Consider the following 21,182-nt stretch of genomic DNA (forward strand, 5'->3'; position numbering starts at 1 on the left):
TCTGTATGTCGAATGGCATTCGTTTGTCCGAGTGCCGTCCCTTTGAGGGCGGTGCTTCGGTTATTGCGGCTACGCTGGAAGAAGACATTGTGTTGGGTCTTCTGGCGCCCAAGGTACGTTTGGTCGAAGACGAGCTCATAGGGCGCTTTGGGGCCAAGCGCCATCACGTGCGAGAGGCCCTGGTGCTGTTGGAGGCCTTGGGGCTGGTGGAGCGCAAGCGCAATATTGGTGCGCAGGTGAAAGCATTCAGCCGCGAAGAAGTCATTCAGCTCTATGAGATGCGAGAACTGCTGGAGGTAGAGGCGATGCGCAAGATTCCATTGCCTGTGCCGACGCAGCCGCTGCAAGTGCTGATGCAGATCCAGCATGCGCACGACAGTGCTGTGCAGCAACGCGATGCGCGCTGCATCTTCAGAACCAATCAAGAGTTCCATCGGCATCTATTTGCCCAATGCGGTAACGCTTTCCTGGCACAGGCCATCGAGGACTTCGCGCGTAAAACGCACGCCATCCGTTTTGGTGCGTTGATTTCCAGCGAACACCAGCTTCAGTCTCAGCAAGAACACCACGAGCTACTGCAGGTTTTGGAAAGTGGCGATCGACAGAGCTTGATCGAACTAACCATGAAGCATCTTGTGCCTTCAAGAGATCATTACTTGAAGGCACAAGAGATGCTGCAAGCTTGAAAGCAGCCAACACTCAGTTCAAGAAAAGTTGGCGAACTTCATCGGCCTTGGCCAACGGCCTGCCCAGTGCTTGTGCACCTTGGGCCACTTGGGCCACCAAAGCTGCATTGTTGGGTGCCTGCAGGCCATTCTTGAGGAACAGGTTGTTCTCAAATCCCACGCGCGCATGCCCCCCCAAACTAGCGGCCGCGATTGCACATGCATTCTCCTGCGCCCCAAAGGCGCACATTGCCCAAGGGGAGGCGCCATCATGTGCAGCCAGAAACGGTAGCAAGTCCGTGGGCGATGAGGTTTGCCCCACCGAGTAGCGGCCCAGCACAAACAGCAGAAACCACTTGTTGTCTGGAATAACTCCGCGTGCGCGCAATTGCTGCCAGCTTTGTACATCGGCCACGTCATACAGAATGATCTGTGTCATGACGTTGCAGCTTTTCAGCCAGGAAAAAAATGCTGCTATATCGGCTTCTGGTACTTCCGGCTTAATGATTTCACGCAAGCCGACAGAGAGAGCTTCTGGGACTACCTCACGCGCAACCTGCATCTGCTCTTGTGGCTGGTAGACCTGTGCAGCTTCGGTAGTGATCTGCACCACCAACTCTTGCCCGACTGCCTTGCGGATGGCCGCTGTGGCTTCCTGGTATGCATGCGCATCCAGCAAATGTTTGCCATCGGGTTTTCTGACATGAGCGTGAATCATGGCAGCCCCAGCATCCAGGCACTCTTTGGCGGTCTGCGCGAGTTCTGCAGCAGTCAATGGAACATGAGGATGTTGTTCCTTGGTCTTGTAGGCTCCATTGGGCGCGACAGTGACAATTAGTGGTGTGTTCATTGTGCAGCCCCTTATTGCTCAACAGCATCGCCAACAGGTGGCAGCTCGCTTTTAAGGAGATCCAAGCCTGCGAGCAACGTATTCTGATAACGCTGACGCTCTTGAGCGATAGTTTCAGGTGTCCACTTAAAGAAACCTTCACCAGTCTTCATACCAAATTTGCCTTCTGCCACCTTTTGCGCCAAGCACTGGCTGGGCACGGTATTGGCGGCAAGAGAGGGGTACATCGTGGCGCCCGCAGCGCAGTGCACCTCCAGACCCGCATGGTCGCGCTGCAGTACCGGGCCAGCAGCCAGAAAACGAAAACCAAATCCAAATCGCACGGCAGCGTCCACATCTTCTGGCGTAGCAACGCCTGCATCAATCAATGCAAAAGCTTCGCGTGCCAGCGCATGCTGCAAGCGGTTGGCCAAAAAACCTGGCAAATCCTTCTTCACTAACACAGGCACCATGCCGCATTGGCGCATGAAGGCATGTAGATTCTGCGCACATTCCAGGTGGCTGGCTTGACCACATACCACTTCCACCAACGGCGTCAGGTGGGCAGGCATGAAAAAGTGCAAGCCCAACATACGGTGGGATGTTTGTAACCCCTCGGCAATCGCCGAGATAGGGAAGCTAGAGCTATTACTGGCGAGCAAGGCGTCAGGGCGAGCTAGTGATTCCAACTCTGTGAATAAAACCTGTTTGATATCGAGACGCTCAGGGATGCACTCGATGACCAAGTCAATCTTGCCCCAATCAATATCTTGGAGAGACCCCACCACCGTCAGCTTGTCCTGTTGTGCTGATGCTTGCAGTTGAGATAAGCCGTTGCCCACGAGCTCAGGTACTTTGGCGCGGCGTTCCGCGTTGGCTTCGACGATGATGGTCTGTGATCCACCACGGCACAAAACTACTGCAACATCCACCCCCATAGTTCCGCCACCTACCACGACGGCATGCGAGCGGGAAGGCCTGAAAAAATGCGAGGGGACGCTAAAAGGGATAGGTTGCACCATTGACTCCATATTCAAATCTACTTGAACCGAAGTTTGAGGTGCTGAGATAAATTTGTTAAACGAATTTATTTCGTTAAATGTCCTGTTTTTTAAATTTATCTTGAGCGTGACCTTGGTGAATACAGATGGATAAGGCGCTAGCTATAAGCCTACATCCACTACGATTAGTCAACTCCAACTCAACTGGTGTTGCCCCTGTTTTGTGGAGTTCTTAGCTCCCTGCTTACGCGGCCTTTTTGCGCTGTGCCTCGTACCAGCGTTGCTCGTATTGCATAGGACTGAGATAGTCCAAGCTCGAATGCCGTCTGCGCCAATTGTAGAAGGCCGTCCAGTTCATGATGGCCTGCCTAGCTTGCTCCCGGGTAGCAAAGCGCTGCCCATGCACACATGCGACTTTCACCCCCCCCCAGAAACTCTCGGTCGGGGAGTTGTCCCAGCAATTGCCTTTACGGCTCATGGACGAGCGTATTCCCCATTGGGCTAAAGCAGCCTGGAAGTCATGGCTGCAGTATTGACTGCCACTGTCGCTGTGGAAGATGGCTCTTGGCTCTTGGTGCCTTCGCCACCAAGCCATCGCCAAAGCATCTGTGACCAAGCTCGCTTGTATATATGACTGCAGGCTCCAGCCCACTATCTGACGGCTGAACATATCCATGACAGCGGCCAAATACAGCCTGCCCTCGTTGGTAGCGATATAGGTGATGTCTCCGCACAGAAGCTGATTGGGTAGACGTGCTTCATTTCGTGGATCCATGCATACCTCGCAGCACGTCCTGCGCGAAGGACGCTGCCGCTTTTTTTGCGATATCACGCCCCATTCACAAGCGTGCAACCCCAGCTCGTAGGGGGCTTATCTCCATTTGCTCCGGCGTGACCTTGCTTACTGCGCTATCGGCAGCTCCAAGCTTTGGAGTGCCTTCACCCAACTATTCAAGCTGGCCTTCGGTATGCCCAGCGCCTGGCACACCTGCATTTGAGATTGCCCGCTTTGCACCAAGCGAACAGCCTCCAACCTAAATTCCTGCGTGTACGCCACTCGCACTTGCTTTGTCGCCATTTCTTAGCTCCTTGTCGATATTTTGGACAACGCTAAGAACTCCCATTTTTAGGTGCAACTTCAACTTCGTTGAATGTTTGTGTAAACGGCTCTTAGGAATATTTGAGACTTGCTTTTTTGGCTTGCATTCGGGTTATTCATAGTTTTCTTATTGAAAGCAAATCTCGGATAATGAGATTATTGATCTTCTATATGAGGTGCCGAATGAAACCGATGAGCTTCGAATGTCAAGGCTTTTCAGGTGCTGTGGGCTTGATGCAAGAGGTCAGCAGGCTGTATGACCGTTTTGATGGCGCCGTTTAGAGCCGCTACCACTACCTTTGATACGTCGTTGCTTTGCCTTGTAATACTTCTGTATTGCCTTAGGCTTCGCGCCTCGTCTCAATCGCAATTCGAAGGTTTGCAGGGTAGTGTTAGCGGCTCTTAATCAGCATTACATGGCTAAATCGGGCCACTCGCATTCAAGTTGAATCGCACGAAGCGATCAGGAGACAAATAGATGAACCGACGTGACTTCGGCGGCACAGCTGCCGCGCTGAGCGTGTACTTTTCCTTACCGCGTGTCGTGCATGCTCAGGGGAAGGGGCAGATTGACCAGTTACGCATCTTTGTAGGCTTTCCGGCAGGTGGCGCCAACGATATAGTTGCGCGCCATCTTGCTGAGGGACTTCGATCAAGCTACGCACGCACCACGCTTGTTGAAAATAGACCTGGGTCGGCAAACCGCTTGGCGCTGGCCGCAATGCACCGCAATCCGTCTGACGGCAGCTCAATGTTGGTGTTGCCAGATACCCTGCTCACTCTGATACCCCACGTAGATCCCCTTCCAGGGACTTACACGCCAGAAGATCTAGTACCCGTCTCTCCCTGCGCGATGGTACGACAGGGTTTTGCTGTGGGCCCTATGGTGCCGACTACGGTAAAGACAGTGGCAGACTTTTGGGAATGGGCAAAAGCCAACCCGAAGCTGGCCAGCTACGGAACACCAGGACCCAATTCGCCGCAGCGTTTCCTGATGCAGGAGTTGTTACGCAAAGCTGGCGTCACGCTAAACCATGTTCCTTACAGGGGGTCGATGCCCGGCATCATCGATTTAGTCGGCGGGCAGATCGCGGCATTCATTTCGCCGATCGGCGATTCGATGACGCACATCAAGGAAGGCCGCTTACGCCTTCTGGCAGTGGCAAGTCATCAGCGATCACCATTCTTGCCTGAAGTTCCCACCCTAGCGGAGCAGGGCTATCCACGCATCATCGGAGATGAACTTTCGGCTGTCGTAATGGCTAAGGGAACACCCCCCGAGATAGTGGAAGCTGCTGCCAAGGCCATCGCTCAAGCTATCAAGCGACCCAAGGTCCTGCAAGCGCTGGCAAGCTTGGGCATGGAGCCATACATTAGCACTCCGGCCGAATATGCTCAATCGCTGCGAGAAGATTTCAAAAACTGGGAAGAACGCGTTAAGGCATCTGGATTCAAGCCCGAAACGTAATTCACCATCGATCAGCACGTGAACGGTAAGCTCTATGTGCAGAGTAGGATCCTACTGATGTGTAGAAATCTGACAGGTGCACCCGTTTCAATTGGGTCAGTTGTCAGATGCGTTCAAACGTCTGCAAGCTCTGCTGCTCAAGCAGTGAATCGCACCGTGTTTGGTGGAGGCTAGTTTGTTGAAGTGCAGGCGTTAGCCTGCACGGTATTGGCAACTTGCCGCCAGTAGTTTGCCTCAGCTTCCGCTGGCGGTATATGCCCTATGGATTCCAGCAAGCTGCCGTGGTTGAACCAGTGCACCCATTGCAGTGTTGCCAGCTCCAGTGATTCCCGTGTTTTCCACGGCCCTCGCTTGTAGATGACCTCCGTTTTGTAAAGACCGTTGATGGTTTCGGCCAGGGCGTTGTCATAGGAATCGCCGGTGCTGCCCACCGAAGGCATCAGGCCAGCTTCCTCCAAACGCTCTGTGTAGCGAATGGACACGTACTGACTGCCCCTGTCGGAGTGGTGAATCAGCTCCGTATCACTTGAAGGCTGCCTTGCATACAGCGCCTGCTCCAACGCATCCACCACAAAGTCCGTACGCATGTGGCTGCTGACCCGCCAGCCCACTATGCGGCGGGCATACACATCAATCACAAAGGCCACAAACATTTGCCCTTGCCATGTTGATACATAGGTGAAGTCTGCAACCCAAAGCTGGTCAGGGCGCTGGGCTGTGAACTGGCGGTTGACCAGGTCTAGCGGGCATGGCCTTGCCATATCTGGGCGTGTCGTGCGCACCTTCTTGCCTCGCCTTGCGCCTTCAAGGCCCAGCTTGCGCATCAGGGTTGCACTGTGCAGCGGGCAATCGGCAAGCCCTCTCGGTGCATCTGCTTCCAGACTTTGACGACGCCATACACCTGCCAATTGGCGTGCCACACCCGTTGAATATGACTGCAACGTTCTTCATCTGATTGGCTGCGCTTGCAGCGCAGCCAAGGGCAGTTTCTTTGTTGAACCCTGCGCCTGTAGCCCGATGGGGCAATTTGCAGCAACCTGCAAATTGGCTCGACCCCATAGGCATCACGGTATCTGTCTACGAAGTCAATCAACTCTTGATGCGACGGTCCAGCTCCGCCTGCGCAAAAAAAGCGCTCGCAGCCTTGAGGATGTCATTGGCTCGGCGCAGTTCCTTGTTCTCTCGCTCAAGTTGCTTGAGCCGCTCACGTTCATCCGTGGTCAATCCTGGCCGTTGGCCTGCATCTATTTCTTTGCGCTGCACCCATCCATGCAGGGTGCTGACAGAGCAGCCAATCTTGGGGGCAATCGATTCACACGCACCCCACAGCGATGCGTAATCCGCTTGGCATTCCTGCACCAAACGTACGGCACGTTCACGTACCTCGGGGCTAAAACGAGCAGCTTTAGTGTTCATGACTCAAACCTCTCAGGTGTTGAGCCCTCACGGAAGTCGGTGCGATTCAACAAACAAATTGTGCGATCACAGGTGGTTGGAAAAGTCGATAGCTAGCCCAAGGAAAGACGTATGGCTGCGGATGCCTCCTGCAATCTGTTCAATATGCGAGCGTCTAAACTAGTATCAAAACGCTGGATGCTGCCTACAAGTGCCAGCGCAGCCACGCAATCACCTTCGGCATTGAAAATCGGAACAGCAACTGCGCCGAGGCCGGGCTCTAACTCGCCTTGAGAATGATAAAAGCCATCCTTGCGGATTTTCGTCAACACACTTAAAAACTCCTGCCAAGTATTTCCCATGCCATTGATGCTTATTTCCTTGGCGTGGATTTCATAAATCTTCTTGAGAGAGTTACGTGGCAGGTGTGCTAGAAGAACTTTAGGGGACGCAGCAAGGAACAAGGGACGGGGCCGCCCACGCCCATAAGAAAGGTGAAGATTTTTTTCCGCGTTGATGCGATGAACGTCGATGACCTGTGGCCCGGCAAACATGACACTGAGTGCTGCGTCGAACTTGGTATGGGTCGCCAACTCACGCATGACCGGATCGGCAGCGAACAGCACCGGGTCGGTTTTTCGCAGCAAATAGTCGAGTGCAATGATTCGTCCGCCGAGTGCGTAGTTCCCAGCCGAGATTTTTTGCAATAACCCCGCTTCGACTAATTCCTTCACATAGCGATAACCAGTGGGACGAGAATAGCCTAAAACGGCGTTGATGTTGTCCGGTTGCCAGACCGGATTTTCCTCTGTAAATAGATCGAGTATGGCAAAAACCCGGCTAGGGCTAGTCATATTGGATTTGTAGTAGTGAATTAAAAATGTACATCATCGCGTCTGGAGCGTTGCATATTTCATCCAATGAAACGCCTCCGACATTGTGACCAATCTCAACCCGGAGCCATTACTCACTATAAGTTGAAAGTTTTCTGTTGGGAGCTTGGTTCATAGACGTGACTGGCTGAGTGTTGTCGGAATAGGTAGCAAGGGGTGGGCTTGAGCTAGTCATTTTTTGGCTTGGTCGCGTAGATAGAAAATTTGTTCCCGGCGTGATGATGGGAGTTTTTCTGCAAAAAAAATTCTCATGTAGCACGCACAGGGTATTCCAGCCTCCTGTTTTCAGTGGAATCTGATTCGGGAGGGTTGTGTTATAGGGTTCTCCATGAATTGACAGTCGCTTTAGGCGAAAGTATAAATCTCAAAAAATGAGATTTGCTTATATAAATCTGTGAGATTTTTTACTTTCGAAAGTTTTCGATGAACTAGCTTTGTCAAGCGTAGCAAGTGACTAGTGTCATATGCACTAGCACTGCTTGTACGTTCCAGAGAAGTGCTCTCCTTAGGTGCTCCCTGTGTGCAACAGCGAGATGCTTCAGTCGACCATGTGCTGTGAAGAATCGGCTGGGGTTAATCAGATCACATGCTTGCAAGTCGCTCGTGTTTGCGAAGTAAATCAGGATAGCAATTAGAAAGAGGCATCTCTCTGTGCCGTCTGCCGAGTAATAAGAAACCTTTGTACTATGCCTCTAACCACGACTGCTATTGAACCCCTGAGTGTTGACGACGTTTATTGGCGCGAGGAATACGCGCAGATCCGCGAGGACGATGCCTTCCTCGAAGACATCGTTAAACAAGCTGATCTGCCATCGCTGCTGCCTGCGCTTGCCGCCGTCACCGGAGACTTGTCTATCCTGCGCACCCACCTGCGCCCACCGTTTCCGCCTGTTGATACGGTTGCACCTGCCAATGGTGGTATGAGTGAAGCCGCGCAAAACGAAGCGCGTGAACTTGTTTTGGCCGCACTCAAGCGTGTGCGCGACGAGGGTCTGAATCGTCCGCGTCCTCTTAACGATATCGAGACACGCGCCGTGATTGGTTTTCTCACGAATGGTGCCGGAGAGACCGATACGAAGATCCTCACCCATGAGTTGGATATCGCTGCTAAAAAGCTCGGTGCGCCTGATTGGAAACGCGACGAAGTAGCTGGTGATCGTCCGTTCTCTGTTGCGGTGATTGGCACCGGTATGTGTGGTATCGCTGCCATGTATCGTCTGAAACAGGCTGGCGTGTCATTCACAGCATTCGAGAAGAACCCTGATGTTGGTGGCGTGTGGTGGGCAAATACCTATCCGGGCGTGCGACTCGATACACCAACGTTCGGTTACAGCTTTTCATTTGCGCAGCGCGCAGATTGGCCGCATGCGTTTGCAACCGGTGGCGAAATTCAAGACTATGCGCGCAACATAGTTGAGCGTGCCGGACTTCGTGAGAATATTCACTTTGGTGTTGAAGTTGTTTCGCTCAAGTGGGACGAATCAACTGGTTACTGGGATGTAGTGACTCGTACAGATAATGACGAGCTGGAGCACCATCGCTTTAACGCAGTAATTTCGGCTGTCGGTCAGTTGGAGCGCCCCAATATCCCTGAGATCGAAGGTCAAAACGCGTTCAAGGGCGTATGCATGCACTCCGCTCGCTGGAATCATGATGTAGAGCTTCGCGGAAAGCGTGTCGCAGTCATCGGTACTGGCGCAAGTGCATACCAAATCGTCCCGACCATCGTTGACGAGGTTGAACATCTGACAGTGTTCCAGCGTTCTGGTCCGTGGATGGTTCCTGCCCCAAACTACTACGATGAAACGCCGAAGGCGATGCGCTGGTTGATAGAGCATGTTCCATGCTACGGCCAATGGTTCCGACTTTCAGCTTTCTACCAAGCTGCCGCTGGACGTCTGCATACTGCTATCACTGACCCGAATTGGAATCGAGAGGATTCAGTCTCGGCCAAAAACTTGGAAGTACGCGAGACGTTAACCAAGATCATTCGCGAGCAATGGAAAAACCATCCAGAACATCTCGACAAGATCGTGCCGACATACCCGCCTGGAGGCAAGCGAATGCTGCGCGACAACGGCGTGTGGGCAGCCGCGTTGCAGCGTCCCAACGCAGCGTTGGTGACCAATCCTATTGTTCGTTTCACGGAAACGGGCTTGGTGACTGAAGATGGGGTTGAACATCCAGTGGATGTTGTCGTCTATGCAACAGGCTTCACTGCTGCTGAGTTTCTTGATCCGATGGAGATTCGTGGTGTTTCAGGTCAGACCATCAAGGAATACTGGAAGGGCGACGCAAAAGCGTGGGGCGGCATTGCCGTGCCTGACTTCCCAAATTTCTTCATCCTGCTGGGCCCGAACACGAATTATGTTGTGCATGGTAGCCAGCACTTCATGATGGAGTGTGCAACGGAGTTCGCTGTCGAAGCGATCCACCAAGTTCTGCGCCGCGGCATTAAAGGCATCGAAGTCAAGCAAGAAGTGCTTGATGCCTTTGTTGAACGCGTCGATGCTGAGAACCAACGCCGCGCTTGGGGGCGCCCGCAAGTCAGCAATTGGTACAAGAATCGCTTTGGGCGGGTCTCTCAGGTGTGGCCATTCAGCCACCGTGAGTACTGGCAACTCACTCATGAAGTTGATTTTGACGGCGACTTCATCTCGCATTGAACTAACAGGCCTTTGGAGTGTAGAAGAATATGGCTTTAGATAGTGCCTCGAAGGCCTTGTTACAGTCTTGGGCAGCAGCAGCGGGGCCGAATCCGACGCCGCTGTGGCAACTCGATGCCGTGCAAGCGCGGGCGGCAGCCAAGCGCAAAGCGCTTCAGCGTGAGCCTGGGCCAGCGATGGCTCGCTGCGAAGATGTCTTGATTCCGGTCGGGGGCGGCTCCTCTATCCCTGCTCGCCTGCTAGTGCCTACGCAGCAGCCGCGAGGTTTGCTGGTGTACCTGCATGGTGGCGGTTGGGTGTTGGGCGAGTTGTCCGAATTCGAGGTTATCGGGCGCAAGCTCGCTGCATGCACGGGCACAGCGGTATTGCTGGTGGGTTACCGCCTTGCGCCAGAGCATCGGTTTCCAATCCCGCTGCAAGATACATGGAACGCTCTTTTGTGGGCCAATGAGCACAAGGTAGAGATTGCTGGAGGTAATGTTCCTTTGGTCATTGCCGGGGACAGCGCTGGTGCCAATCTGGCTGCAGTCGTTGCGCGTTGGTCGCGGGAGCGAAACAGTCCTCAGTTGGCTGCGCAAGTGCTGGTGTATCCGGTCACCGATGCGGACTTCACGCGCGGCTCCTATCACGAGCCGGAGAATCAGACCTTCCTGCCAACTCCTGCCATGAACTGGTTCTGGGACCAATATGTGGCCGATACATCTGAACGCTCGCATCCCGATGCCTCTCCATTGCGTGCCCAAGACTTGTCTGGCTTACCTGTAACCTTTCTGGTGACAGGTCAACACGACATCCTCCGTGATGAAGGGCAAGCCTATGCTGCTGCAATGGCTGATGCGGGAGTTGAGGTAGAGCACCATGAGATGGCGGGTCAGATGCACGGTTTTTTCAATATGCCAGGGATCTTGCCGGCCAGCGATCAGGCGTTGGAAAAAATAAGCAGCTTTCTTGATCGCAAGCTGTCCCGCCCACAGACGTACCATCTACCAGATGACCAAGTTAACGCTTTCCAAGTCGAGTCATCTGTAAGCGCTTGACTTGAGTAACAGGCGGCCCTACTTGTGAGGCGCCGCCTGTTTAAGTACCTTCGTGCCTTTGTGTATTGCCGCCTCGCATCATTAGTGCTCTGACGTATCACTTCCTCTCTGACCAACACGTACTTCCATATACGCCCCGTGGTCGTCGAACGACTCGTGCTTGCCACGGCTATCGTCTATCGGCAATGGCGTAACGATTGGCTACTGGCGGCAGTCTTGCATCTTCCGAAATCTTGTCACGTGGGCAAGGCTCTAGTCTTGTCAGTTGGCAGATGCTGGCCGATATGAACTACTTCTTCTGTTGACTCAAGAGTGTTTTCCCCTTGCATTTTTGCGGCATGGATGGCGGGGGTTTTATTGATTGACTATGAAAAATAAATCTCGAATAATGAGATATTTGAATTTAGTTGAGTAGTGTTGAATCAGGCGATTGAGCTTTGAGCGGCAAGGCTTTGCAGGTTAATGCAGTGCTGATGTAGGCGCTGTGAGCTGGCATAGGTGCTTATGGGCTGTATTGGTGTGCTCAGTACAAGTTTGCCTAGCTCAAAGAACTCAGAACTATCCATCCCAAAGTCGCGCAGACCTGATCTGCTGGAGGCCACGTCAACCCAATGGCTTCCCAGAAAAAGGATGGGCCGACCCGGGGTATCTCCATCGGACAAATCAGAGCAAAGCTCTATCGAAAGCAGTAGTTATGCATGACGTTGCGATCATCGGTCTCGGCCCCACAGGGGTGACTCTGGCAAATCTGCTTGCACAGCAAGGCCTTCGGGTGCTTGCTCTCGACCGTGAAGCGGATATATACCCTCTGCCGCGCGCAGTGCACTTCGATGGTGAGTGCATGCGTGTGTTCCAAAGCATTGGCATTGCCGATGCTTTGCAGTCTCAAGTGCGTACATCGCCGGGCATGAAGTTCATTAACTCTGAAGGTCGACTGCTGATTGACTGGTCTCGTGAATTGGAAGTAGGCCCCATGGGTTGGTATCCCAGCTACCGTTGCCACCAGCCTTGGCTGGAAAAAACGCTGAGACAAAAACTGGCCGAGTACGCCGCTGCAGACATTCGCCTCAAGCACGAGTTGATCGATTGCATGCAAACGTCTGACGGCGTTGAGTTGCGCATCCAAGATGTTTCTAATGGCGAAGTGCTGCAAGAGAAAGCACGCTACGTCGTTGGTTGCGATGGAGCGCGATCCATCATTCGTGGACTCATCGGAGCGAGCTTAGATGATTTGCAGCAAAGCGAGCAATGGGTCGTCGTGGATGTGGTGCTCAATCGCGAGCGTCCGGATTTGGGTGATTACAGCATTCAGTATTGCGATCCAGCGCGTCCGGGAACTTACGTTCGTGGCGTTGGCATGCGTCGTCGCTGGGAGTTGATGCTCATGCCGAGCGACGATCCGGCAACTATCACCCAGCCTGAGGCCATATGGAAATTGCTTTCACGATGGGTGACGCCCGATGAGGCTGTGCTGGAGCGTCCTGCGCTCTATACCTTCCGTGCCGTGGTTGCGCGCGGGTGGCGCAAAGATCGTCTACTGATTGCGGGTGATGCGGCGCATTTGACGCCACCATTCATGGGTCAAGGCATGTGCGCAGGTATTCGTGACGCTTCCAACCTTGCATGGAAATTGGGCGCAGTAATTCGCGGCGAAGCCGGTGAAGAATTGCTAGACACTTATGAAACCGAGCGCGAGCCGCATGCACGAGAGTTCATCTCAACAGCAGTGCGCTTGGGGCAGGTGATTCAAACCACGACCCCAGAAGTCTTGCGCCAGCGTGAAGAGGAATTTGCACAAACTCAATTTTTTGCGACGCCTCAGCCAGCACTGGGCCCTGGCGCCCATGAAGGCGGGACGCTTGGGGGGCGCCTCATTCCCCAAGCAGTCTGCGCAGATGGTTCGCGCACAGACGATGACATAGGCTATGCGCATGCTTTGTTGGTAGCTCCAAGCGCAGTGGTTGCAGCGAAGGCCATGGTCAATGGTGCGATGCCTATCGTTGTGGCCACCGAGCCTGTCTTGGTGAAATGGATGGAAAAATCCGGTATTGTCGCGGCGCTGGTTCGCCCTGATCGCTATGTAGCCGGAGTGGCTGCAACGGCTAGCGAACTGGAGCAGCTGGTTCAGTCACGCAGACTGCAACCCCAGATCGCTGCGTGAGCGCAGAGGCAAGCACAATAAATGAAGCTGCATTACGCAGCTTCATTTTTGAGTTCACTGCAGCAGTGAAGCAGTGAAGTGCCACGCATCTGACGCAGCACAAGCCTGGTGTGTGCTGGGTCAGACCGAGCGGGTTTCTCCGCCATCCACCCGCAAGTTCTGCCCGGTGATGTAGGCAGACTCATCACTTGCGAGAAAACGAACAACGCGCGCCAGTTCTGCGGTACTTTGGGCGCGACGCAAGGGGATCTTGCTAGTCCATTCGGGGGGCACGGCAGAGGGGTCTTCCTTGGTAAATCCCGGAAGCACATTGTTCATGCGAATGCCTTGCGCTCCGTACTCATCGGCATAGATCTTGGTGAACGAACCCAGCGCAGCGCGCAGTGTTGTGGAGACAGGGAACATTCGGTTGGGTTCGAAGGCTCCGGCTGTGGAGATGTTGACGATAGATCCACCGCCCGAAGCAAGAAGGTGTGGGGTCACGATCCGCGCCATCCGAATGACGTTCAACAAGTACAAATTCACACCGTGTAACCAGTCATCATCGCTGAGCTCCAGCAGCGGCGAGCGTGCAGCGTGACCGCTGTTGTTGATGACCGCATCAATACGCCCAAACTTTTCTATTGCGAGATCTACTGTGGCGCGCAGATCTTCGACGTTAGTGTTCGAGCCTTCAATGCCAGCGCCACCCAGTGACTCTGCGAGCTGACGGGCGCGCCCGGACGGAGACAGCGCTACGACACACCAGCCGCAGGCCGCAAGCTCACGCACGCAAGCGGCACCAATGCCAGAGCCTCCGGCGACAACAATACCGACTTTTTCCTTTTCTGTGCCTTGTGAGTTGACTCCAATCGCGGCCATGTGCTGACTCCTTTTTAAGTGTGTGGTGCTGACGGCATGTGCGGGAATGTACCAATGCCGAAAATATCATTTTTCCCATCTATTGAGATAAACTGAATTAACTGATTATAAGAAAGAGACTTTCCAATGAAGATATCGGATCTCATCGCAGATTCTCCGATGACCAGCTTGCAGATGCGCGTCGTCATCGTTTCCATCATGCTTGTCGTGCTCGATGGCTACGACGTTGCGCTAGCGGCGTTTGCTGCTCCGTTCATTGCGAAAGACTTCGGTGTTTCAAAGACTGAGCTTGGCATGGTCTTGTCCGGCGCCCTCATCGGCATGCTGGCGGGCTCTGTCATCGTGGCTCCTATTGCTGACCGCATGGGCCGTCGTTTTACGGGCGTGGTCGGTGCAATCGTGATTGCCTTGGGCATGTTTATTGGCTTGTTTGCCAACGCTGAAAACGGAACCATGATGCTGGTGATTAGCCGCATAGTCACCGGCGTTGGCGTTGGTGCTTTGGTTGCCGTGGTTGGTGTGATCTTGTCTGAGTACACCAACAAGCGCGTCTATCCCATGGTCATGGCGATTTATGCCGCTGCGATCAATATCGGTGGCTTACTCGGTGCTTTGGTTGTTGGCCCCATGCTGGCTGAGCATGGATGGAAGTTCGGCTGGTGGGTCGGGTTTGTCCTGAGTGCTTTGGCAGCTGTCGGCGCTTACTTCTTGCTGCCTGAGTCGCTGACTTGGTTGGCTGAAGGCCGTCGCCCTGATGCATTGAGACAGCTGAACAAGATCTTGACCAAGATGCGCAAGCCTGTTTTGGAGGCACTGCCCCAAAAGAGCAAAACTGGCGCTGACAAGAAGGTGGGCGTGAGTGCTATTTTGAGCGGCTCGCTGCTGTGGCAGACCGTGCTCATGGTGGCGGCTTACTTTGCGTACATGGTGAGCTTCTACTTTATGACCACCTGGGCGCCCACCACCGTTGCATCGATCAATCAGCAGCCGCTGTTTGCTCCGCAACTCGTGATCGCATTCAGTATCGGTGGTATTGCAGGCAACATCGTGTTTGGCTTTATCGCTAGCTATGTGAACTTACGCATCCTGACGCCTGTTTTCCTGATCCTTGCTACTGCAGCGCTGTCGTACTTCGGCTTTGCTGGCGCGACGATGCCTGCTGCTTGGTGGACATTGCTGATCGCCTCGTTCTTTGTCTGCGCAGGTACTGCTGGCTTCTACGGAATCATCCCGGTTCTCTACCCAACATTGGTGCGTTCGACCGGCTACGGCGTCGTCATCGGCTTGGGTCGCTTTGGTGGTGTGGTTGCTCCCATCCTTGGTGGTGTGTGCTTCGACGCTGGCATGGGCATGACCATGGCATTCACATTGTTTGCACTGCCAATGTTGCTTGCAGGTATTGGTCTGCTGGTGCTCCACGTTGGACTCAAGCGTTCTGCAGCTCGTGAGGCAGCAGCTCCTGTTGCAAGCCCTTTGGCCACGAATGCGGCGTGTCCCCAACAAGCCTAATAAGAAGAACTAACGAGGGCTGACTGCAAGTTGGCCCAAGAAAGGAATACACATGTCAATCGCTGTTGCGGCTTTATCCCATGCACCATCTTTTGGTAGCGTCGATCCAGGTGGTTCTACCCTGGATGAAATCAAGGATGGCATCCAGCAGGTGCGAGCCTTTATTGACCGCTTCGACCCTGAGGTTATCGTCGTCTTCGGTCCCGACCACCTCAATGGCCAGTTGTATTCCCATATCGCTCCTTGGGTGATCGGTGCGCAGGCTGAAGGCGTGGGCGACTACGGCACGACTGCTGGCCCCATCAAGGTCGATGGCGACACTGCGCGTCAGTTGCATGCAGCCGTGTTGGCCGAAGGTATCGACATTGGCCGCTCTGAGCGCATGATCGTAGACCACGGCGTGATGCAGCCTGTGGACTTCTTGCTGGGCAAGGACAACACACGTCCCATCATCCCTGTGTTTGTGAACGCGATTGCGCATCCGCTGACGCCAATGAAGCGCGTGCGCGAGATGGGCGAAGCCTTTGGCAAAGCTGCACTGCAGCTGAACAAGCGTGTGCTGTTCATCGCCTCCGGTGGCATTTCTCACTCGCCTCCAATTCCTCGTTGGGATACAGCACCTGATGAGGTGAGAGCACGTTTGGTGACTTACGCGCCTACCAGCGAACAGCGACGCGCACGCGAGGAAGCTATGGTGGCTGGCATTCGGCGCATTGCTGATGGCAAGGCCCCAAGCACACCGCTAAACGAAGCGTGGGACACCATGGTGCTCGATACCTTGCGCTCTGGCAATTTGACCGAAGTGGATGCGTGGGAGAACGAGCAGTTCATCATCCACGGTGGCTCCGCCGCGCATGAAATGCGCAGCTGGATTGCTGCTTACGCCGCACTGTCGATGGCCGGTAAGTACGAGCTGCCCGTGGATCGCTACTGGGCCGTGAAGACTTGGGGTGGTGGTTTTGCCGTTCAAGCAGGATGTACAGCATGAGCCGACTCGTGACTTTTTGGGAAGCAGTGTCGGATCTGCCACATCGTTTGCACTATGTGAATGTTGGCCAGTGGCGTACGCGTGTGCTTGAGATTGGCGAGGGTGACAAAGTTGTCGTACTGGCCAATGGCACCAGTGGCCATATCGAAGCATGGACACAGAATGTGCGTGCGCTGGCACAGGCTGGCTACCGTGTGATTGGCTATGACTATCCCGGCCATGGCTACACCACCCTGACTGACCATGACTTGGAAATCCCAGAGTACGAGTCGCACCTGCTGGGCCTGATAGATGCACTGAATCTGCTGCGAGTTCACCTCGCAGGTGAATCACTCGGCGGTTGGATTGCGGCCAAGTTTGCGGCCCACCATCCTGAACGATTGCTGAGCGTGATTTTGAGCGCGCCAGGCGGTCGTGTGGTCGGCGAGCAAAAGGTCGACAAGGCGCAATCCGTGAGCAAGCAAGCAGTGACAGAGCCGACGTTTGAGAACGTCAAAAAGCGCCTGCAGGTGGTGATTCACGACCCACAAAAGATTACCGACGAGTTGGTGCGTGTTCGCCAAGCGATCTACAGCCGCGATCCGAGCGGTGCAAACATGGCGCATATCGCCGTGTTGCGTCAGCCAGAACCACGTTGGCGCAACCGTTTGACGGATGAAGATCTAGCGGCCATTCCTGTGCCCGCGCTCTTTGTCTGGACAGACCATGAACCCACTGGCGACGCTGCAGAAGGCAAGCGCTTGGCTGCGTTGATACCTCAGGGCGAGTTTTTGCTGGTTGAAGGTTCTGCGCACTGGCCTCAGTGGGAGGGTGCCGAGGTCTTTAATGCCGCGGCCGTGTCCTTCCTCAATAAATTGCACAGCCAGGGCTAAGCAGGAACGTAACCCGTATGACCATCTCCTCTGAAACTATCCAAGGCATCGCTCGTGAGCTCTTCGATGCCCAAGTCGGTGTCTACACCGTTCCTTACGTCAGCCCACGTTTGCCAGAACGTGACTTGGACGCAGCCTATGCCATCTCGGCAGAGTTTGCGGCGCTGCGTGAACGCCATCTGGGCGTGCGCAGAGTGGGGCGCAAGGTTGGCCTGACCAATCCGAACGTGCAAAAGCGCGTTGGCATCAGTGAACCCGACTACGGAATCATCCACGACGACATGGTCTTCCAGTCGGGCGTGGTGCTGCCTAAGTCGCGCTACAACCGCTTGCTGATTGAAGCAGAAGTGGCTTTTGTCCTCAAGAGCGACATCCTTGAGGCCACGAAGGAAGCGGTAGAAGCTGCGATTGACTATGTGACTCCGGCTTTTGAAGTTGTTGCTTTCCGCTACGAAGGCAGCGTCGGACAGATCGTGGACACGATTGCTGACAACGCAGGATGCAGCGGCATTGTGGTTGGCGAGGAAAAGCACCCCTATGGCTCGGTAGATCTCAAAACTGTCGAGATGGTGATTACTGGCGGTGGCCAGGAGATTACGCGCGGCATTGGCAGCAATGTGCTGGGCGATCCGATCAACGCCGTGCTCTGGTTGGCTGAAACTGCTATCCGTACTGGGCAACCGCTGCGAGCTGGAGAAATCCTGTTGTCCGGCTCCATTGGTTACATCGAGCCTTGGCCTATGGATGTCGAATGCGTTGCCACTATCACCGGGCTGGGCCGTGTGGTTGCGAGTGTCGACTCCAAAGCCTGAGTGACTAGATAACTTGAGAACTAGATATATAGCGAGAGAGCTACACAATGAGTAACTATCGCCCCGTTGATGCGGTCACCCGTGTCGAGATTGAGCAGCTCATTTCCGAGATGCTGTACCGCCTGGATCACAACCAAGCAGATACCGCGTGGGAGTTGTATACCGAAGACGGTATCTCCGTTGGGCCTTTGGGCACCATGAACCGCGAGCAAAGCAAAGCTTGGGGTGCTAAGCGTGCGAAGCAAACCGACATCATCAGCCGCCATTTCATCGGCGGAATTCGCCTGGTTTGGGACGGTGATGAAGTCGAAGGCACTGTGCAGTATTTGACCTTCCGCGACACCCATCAGCCGCAGACCCAGCCCGCTTCCGTGGGCGAGTTCCGCGAGCGTTATCGCAAGGTGGGCGGCCAGTGGCGCTTTGCTCGCCGAGAGATCGTGCCTGTCTTTGGTGGCAACGCTGCGGCTGCGCATGCCGCGCGTGTCACAGAAGGTGAGAACAAGTCATGAAAGCAGCCGCTCTCGGGGGGGGCCCCAAGATATTGGTGCACCAGACGCTGCCTGCGTTTTCCATTCCTGAATGGGCGAAGCTGGCTGGCTATGACGGCATCGTCCTTGATCTTCAACACGGGGAACTTGGTCTTGAAGCCGCATGCGGCATCATGCGTTCGATTCCTCGCGACAACGCGTACGCTTGGGCACGCGTTGGCTCGACCGACCCCGGGCCAATCCTGCGGCTGCTGGACAGTGGCGCGCGTGGCATCGTTGCTCCCACTATCGAGTCGCGTGAACAAGCGCAAGCCTTGGTGGCAGCGACCAAATATCTACCCGTGGGTAACCGCAGCATGGGGCCGTCTCGTCCCGGTCTTTACATCGGTGAGTCATATGCAGAAGCAGGCAACCTTGCTGTGTCGACCATTGCACAGATTGAGACCCGCATCGGTGTCGAACGCGCGGAAGAAATCATCTCAACTCCAGGGCTGGATTCGATCTACATCGGTCCTGCCGATCTTGCCGTTTCTTATGGGCTCCCTGGGCGTGGTGACTGGGAGGATGGCCCTGTTCGGGACGCGATCCTCCACTTGCGTGAACTTACTCAGGCTCATGGCGTGACGCTGGGTATTTATTCGGGCAAATCGACATACACAGCAGCATTGCTGGCTGATGGCCTGGTTGACTATGTTGCGTTCGGTATCGACCTCGTTTTGTTGAATCGCGCCTTCAGCGACAGCATCAATGAACTCAAGATCGCACTCTCTAAATAAAAGGAAATCATCATGAGCAAAAATGCGGACGTTCTCATTATTGGAGCAGGGCCTGTTGGCCTCATGCTGGGCAACTTGCTGGGTCAGCAGGGCGTTAAGGTTCTTGTTGTTGAGAAGAACGAAACACTGATCGACTACCCACGCGCTGTGGGTATCGACGACGAAGCGCTGCGTGCGATGCAGACGGTGGGTCTGGTAGATGAGGTGTTACCTCACACCATCCCAGATCAAAAGATCTACATGGTAAATGGCGATCGACAAATCCTGTCTGAAGTCAACCCAACAACGCGTGAGTTTGGCTGGCCCCGCCGTAACGGATTTGTGCAGCCACTGGTGGATAAGGTGCTGCTGGATGGCCTCAAGCGTTTCCCAAGCACATCGGTGCGTTTCTGTACCGAAGTTGTCGATTTGCACGAAGATGAAGCTGGCGTAGTCGCCACAACAGCCACTGGCGAAAAGTTGCGCGCAAGCTATGTTATCTCCGCAGAAGGTGGTGCATCGGCTACTCGCATGCGAATGAATATTTCGTTCGAAGGCGAGACTCGTCCATCTTGCGGCATCGTGATTGACGTTGCCAACGACCCCATCGGAACACCACATGCAGTGTTCGGCGGTGACCCCAAGCGTAGCTATGCCAGCATTGCGCTGCCCCACGGTATCCGCCGTTGGGAATTCACGTTGTTCGAGCACGAAGATCCTGCGCTGGTCGATAACGATGACTTCATCTTCGACCTGCTGGCACCTCATGTCCCCGATCCACGCAAGCTGGATATCATTCGTCGCCGCGTTTACCGCCACCATGCGCGTGTGGCTGGTCAGTTCAAGATTGGCAAGATCTTCCTGGCGGGCGACTCTGCACACGTGATGCCTGTGGTGGGTGGGCAGGGCTGGAACTCAGGTATCCGCGACGCATTCAATCTTGGCTGGAAGCTGGCTGCTGTGATCAATGGCGCATGCGACGAGTCGTTGCTGGACACCTACGAGATGGAACGTATGGGTCACGTCAAGCAGATGGTTGCTGTCTCGCTGGGCATGGCCAAGGAAATGACCGATCACGATCCAGTTAAGGCCGCAGAGCGCGATCGCATCGCTGCTAGCCGCACCCCTGAAGAGCGTGAAGCTATGCGCCGCCAAGCCTTCAAGCCTCAGCCTAAGTTTGACACTGGCGTGGTTGTGCAGACGCCTCTGCCTACCTTCAAAACTCTGCCCGCGCGCGATGTGCCACGCATGGCTGGCGCCATCTTCCCGCAGCCACGTGCAACGGATGCTGAAGGCGTCGAAATGCTGCTCGACGATGCGACCGGCCAAGGCTGGCGCGTGCTGATGTGGAACAACAATCCGATGGCATTTATTTCGGACAAGCACTGCGCTGCGCTGACACATCTGCACGCACGCGTTGTGCAGGTTGTGCCTAAGGCACAACTGCCTTGGGCACGCCGCAATGCACCTGAAGGTGTGACGGTCGTTGGTGACTTGGGTGGCGAAGGCAGCTTGCAAGCTTGGTTCGACGCACGACCTGTTGGGGCAGTGATTCTGCGTCCTGACCACGTGGTGGCCGCCGAATGCTTGGCGCAAGAGCTGGACGAAGTGCTCGGCCGTGTATTGGCTGTCGCACATTGTAGCGTGCCACAGGCCTAATCAGCCGATAGATCAGGCCAAAGG

Annotated in this window: 18 protein-coding genes, 1 pseudogene and 1 other annotated feature; of the genes and pseudogenes, 12 read left to right on the forward strand and 7 right to left on the reverse strand. The window is 54.6% G+C overall.

The window, feature by feature from the left end; translation table 11 throughout:
- Positions 1 to 5: 5 nt before the first annotated feature.
- Entirely contained in the window at positions 6 to 686 is a 681-nt protein-coding gene (locus QEP12_RS00095; protein WP_174863238.1) for a GntR family transcriptional regulator, read from the forward strand.
- A gap of 13 nt (positions 687 to 699) precedes the next feature.
- On the opposite strand, the gene QEP12_RS00100 is transcribed toward QEP12_RS00095, so the two are convergent.
- The 4 genes from QEP12_RS00100 to QEP12_RS17035 all read right to left on the reverse strand — a co-directional run bounded on the left by QEP12_RS00100 (position 700) and on the right by QEP12_RS17035 (position 3,573).
- Positions 700 to 1,515, reverse strand: coding sequence for a beta-keto acid cleavage family enzyme (locus QEP12_RS00100; RefSeq protein ID WP_219164388.1), 816 nt, complete (start codon positions 1,513 to 1,515; stop codon positions 700 to 702).
- An 11-nt stretch (positions 1,516 to 1,526) separates the two neighbouring features.
- Positions 1,527 to 2,516, reverse strand: coding sequence for a 3-hydroxyacyl-CoA dehydrogenase family protein (locus QEP12_RS00105; protein ID WP_284212966.1), 990 nt, complete (start codon positions 2,514 to 2,516; stop codon positions 1,527 to 1,529).
- 223 nt (positions 2,517 to 2,739) lie between these two features.
- A complete protein-coding gene (locus tag QEP12_RS00110; protein ID WP_431308045.1) occupies positions 2,740 to 3,327 on the reverse strand; it encodes an IS3 family transposase in 588 nt (195 codons plus the stop codon).
- Between the two features lie 69 nt (positions 3,328 to 3,396).
- The gene (locus QEP12_RS17035) at positions 3,397 to 3,573 is read right to left on the reverse strand and encodes a transposase (protein WP_431308046.1); all 177 of its coding nucleotides are present in this window, start codon (positions 3,571 to 3,573) and stop codon (positions 3,397 to 3,399) included.
- A gap of 499 nt (positions 3,574 to 4,072) precedes the next feature.
- On the opposite strand from QEP12_RS17035, the gene QEP12_RS00115 reads away from it, so the two are divergent.
- A complete protein-coding gene (locus tag QEP12_RS00115) occupies positions 4,073 to 5,062 on the forward strand; it encodes a tripartite tricarboxylate transporter substrate-binding protein (RefSeq protein ID WP_284212967.1) in 990 nt (329 codons plus the stop codon).
- 173 nt (positions 5,063 to 5,235) lie between these two features.
- Here the strand turns inward: QEP12_RS00115 and QEP12_RS00120 are convergent.
- A pseudogene (locus QEP12_RS00120) lies at positions 5,236 to 6,478 on the reverse strand (transposase); the annotation flags it as partial.
- Positions 6,081 to 6,197 (reverse strand) — a sequence feature (AL1L pseudoknot). (Overlaps the previous pseudogene by 117 nt.)
- A 92-nt stretch (positions 6,479 to 6,570) precedes the next feature.
- Positions 6,571 to 7,311, reverse strand: coding sequence for an IclR family transcriptional regulator (locus QEP12_RS00125; RefSeq protein ID WP_284212968.1), 741 nt, complete (start codon positions 7,309 to 7,311; stop codon positions 6,571 to 6,573).
- A gap of 725 nt (positions 7,312 to 8,036) precedes the next feature.
- Between QEP12_RS00125 and QEP12_RS00130 the strand changes: the two genes are divergently transcribed.
- The 3 genes from QEP12_RS00130 to mhpA (QEP12_RS00140) all read left to right on the forward strand — a co-directional run bounded on the left by QEP12_RS00130 (position 8,037) and on the right by mhpA (QEP12_RS00140) (position 13,214).
- Positions 8,037 to 10,016 (forward strand): flavin-containing monooxygenase, encoded by a 1,980-nt coding sequence (locus QEP12_RS00130; protein WP_284212969.1) that lies wholly within the window; start codon positions 8,037 to 8,039, stop codon positions 10,014 to 10,016.
- A 29-nt stretch (positions 10,017 to 10,045) separates the two neighbouring features.
- Positions 10,046 to 11,053 carry an alpha/beta hydrolase gene (locus QEP12_RS00135; RefSeq protein WP_284212970.1) on the forward strand — a complete coding sequence of 336 codons (1,008 nt, stop codon included), beginning with the start codon at positions 10,046 to 10,048 and terminating at the stop codon, positions 11,051 to 11,053.
- 694 nt (positions 11,054 to 11,747) lie between these two features.
- Positions 11,748 to 13,214, forward strand: coding sequence for a bifunctional 3-(3-hydroxy-phenyl)propionate/3-hydroxycinnamic acid hydroxylase MhpA (gene mhpA, locus QEP12_RS00140; RefSeq protein ID WP_284212971.1), 1,467 nt, complete (start codon positions 11,748 to 11,750; stop codon positions 13,212 to 13,214).
- Positions 13,215 to 13,334: 120 nt separating this feature from the next.
- Here mhpA (QEP12_RS00140) and QEP12_RS00145 read toward each other — a convergent pair whose 3' ends face one another.
- Entirely contained in the window at positions 13,335 to 14,075 is a 741-nt protein-coding gene (locus tag QEP12_RS00145; RefSeq protein WP_284212972.1) for an SDR family oxidoreductase, read from the reverse strand.
- Between the two features lie 126 nt (positions 14,076 to 14,201).
- Between QEP12_RS00145 and QEP12_RS00150 the strand changes: the two genes are divergently transcribed.
- The 7 genes from QEP12_RS00150 to mhpA (QEP12_RS00180) are packed head-to-tail and all read left to right on the forward strand — an operon-like array spanning position 14,202 to position 21,158.
- Positions 14,202 to 15,584 carry an MFS transporter gene (locus QEP12_RS00150; protein ID WP_284212973.1) on the forward strand — a complete coding sequence of 461 codons (1,383 nt, stop codon included), beginning with the start codon at positions 14,202 to 14,204 and terminating at the stop codon, positions 15,582 to 15,584.
- A 52-nt stretch (positions 15,585 to 15,636) separates the two neighbouring features.
- Positions 15,637 to 16,572 carry a 3-carboxyethylcatechol 2,3-dioxygenase gene (locus tag QEP12_RS00155; protein WP_284212974.1) on the forward strand — a complete coding sequence of 312 codons (936 nt, stop codon included), beginning with the start codon at positions 15,637 to 15,639 and terminating at the stop codon, positions 16,570 to 16,572.
- Positions 16,569 to 17,444 carry an alpha/beta fold hydrolase gene (locus QEP12_RS00160; RefSeq protein ID WP_284212975.1) on the forward strand — a complete coding sequence of 292 codons (876 nt, stop codon included), beginning with the start codon at positions 16,569 to 16,571 and terminating at the stop codon, positions 17,442 to 17,444. Before QEP12_RS00155 ends, QEP12_RS00160 begins: the two co-directional genes overlap by 4 nt.
- Before the next feature lie 17 nt (positions 17,445 to 17,461).
- A complete protein-coding gene (locus QEP12_RS00165) occupies positions 17,462 to 18,256 on the forward strand; it encodes a 2-keto-4-pentenoate hydratase (RefSeq protein ID WP_284212976.1) in 795 nt (264 codons plus the stop codon).
- Positions 18,257 to 18,303: 47 nt separating this feature from the next.
- Positions 18,304 to 18,765, forward strand: coding sequence for a nuclear transport factor 2 family protein (locus QEP12_RS00170; protein WP_284212977.1), 462 nt, complete (start codon positions 18,304 to 18,306; stop codon positions 18,763 to 18,765).
- A complete protein-coding gene (locus QEP12_RS00175) occupies positions 18,762 to 19,520 on the forward strand; it encodes an HpcH/HpaI aldolase family protein (RefSeq protein WP_284212978.1) in 759 nt (252 codons plus the stop codon). The genes QEP12_RS00170 and QEP12_RS00175 overlap by 4 nt, the downstream gene beginning before the upstream one ends.
- Before the next feature lie 12 nt (positions 19,521 to 19,532).
- Positions 19,533 to 21,158 carry a bifunctional 3-(3-hydroxy-phenyl)propionate/3-hydroxycinnamic acid hydroxylase MhpA gene (gene mhpA / locus QEP12_RS00180; protein ID WP_284212979.1) on the forward strand — a complete coding sequence of 542 codons (1,626 nt, stop codon included), beginning with the start codon at positions 19,533 to 19,535 and terminating at the stop codon, positions 21,156 to 21,158.
- Positions 21,159 to 21,182 lie beyond the last annotated feature (24 nt).

The sequence above is a fragment of the Comamonas jiangduensis genome (assembly GCF_030162955.1).
Taxonomy (GTDB): Bacteria; Pseudomonadota; Gammaproteobacteria; order Burkholderiales; family Burkholderiaceae_C; genus Comamonas; species Comamonas jiangduensis.

Bases quoted from the DNA above. Each gene is read 5' to 3' on its own strand.
- QEP12_RS00095 (WP_174863238.1), top strand. From the start codon at position 6: ATGTCGAATGGCATTCGTTTGTCCGAGTGCCGTCCCTTTGAGGGCGGT.
- QEP12_RS00100 (WP_219164388.1), bottom strand. From the start codon at position 1,515: ATGAACACACCACTAATTGTCACTGTCGCGCCCAATGGAGCCTACAAG.
- QEP12_RS00105 (WP_284212966.1), bottom strand. From the start codon at position 2,516: ATGGTGCAACCTATCCCTTTTAGCGTCCCCTCGCATTTTTTCAGGCCT.
- QEP12_RS17035 (WP_431308046.1), bottom strand. From the start codon at position 3,573: ATGGCGACAAAGCAAGTGCGAGTGGCGTACACGCAGGAATTTAGGTTG.
- QEP12_RS00115 (WP_284212967.1), top strand. From the start codon at position 4,073: ATGAACCGACGTGACTTCGGCGGCACAGCTGCCGCGCTGAGCGTGTAC.
- QEP12_RS00125 (WP_284212968.1), bottom strand. From the start codon at position 7,311: ATGACTAGCCCTAGCCGGGTTTTTGCCATACTCGATCTATTTACAGAG.
- QEP12_RS00130 (WP_284212969.1), top strand. From the start codon at position 8,037: ATGCCTCTAACCACGACTGCTATTGAACCCCTGAGTGTTGACGACGTT.
- QEP12_RS00135 (WP_284212970.1), top strand. From the start codon at position 10,046: ATGGCTTTAGATAGTGCCTCGAAGGCCTTGTTACAGTCTTGGGCAGCA.
- mhpA (WP_284212971.1), top strand. From the start codon at position 11,748: ATGCATGACGTTGCGATCATCGGTCTCGGCCCCACAGGGGTGACTCTG.
- QEP12_RS00145 (WP_284212972.1), bottom strand. From the start codon at position 14,075: ATGGCCGCGATTGGAGTCAACTCACAAGGCACAGAAAAGGAAAAAGTC.
- QEP12_RS00150 (WP_284212973.1), top strand. From the start codon at position 14,202: ATGAAGATATCGGATCTCATCGCAGATTCTCCGATGACCAGCTTGCAG.
- QEP12_RS00155 (WP_284212974.1), top strand. From the start codon at position 15,637: ATGTCAATCGCTGTTGCGGCTTTATCCCATGCACCATCTTTTGGTAGC.
- QEP12_RS00160 (WP_284212975.1), top strand. From the start codon at position 16,569: ATGAGCCGACTCGTGACTTTTTGGGAAGCAGTGTCGGATCTGCCACAT.
- QEP12_RS00165 (WP_284212976.1), top strand. From the start codon at position 17,462: ATGACCATCTCCTCTGAAACTATCCAAGGCATCGCTCGTGAGCTCTTC.
- QEP12_RS00170 (WP_284212977.1), top strand. From the start codon at position 18,304: ATGAGTAACTATCGCCCCGTTGATGCGGTCACCCGTGTCGAGATTGAG.
- QEP12_RS00175 (WP_284212978.1), top strand. From the start codon at position 18,762: ATGAAAGCAGCCGCTCTCGGGGGGGGCCCCAAGATATTGGTGCACCAG.
- mhpA (WP_284212979.1), top strand. From the start codon at position 19,533: ATGAGCAAAAATGCGGACGTTCTCATTATTGGAGCAGGGCCTGTTGGC.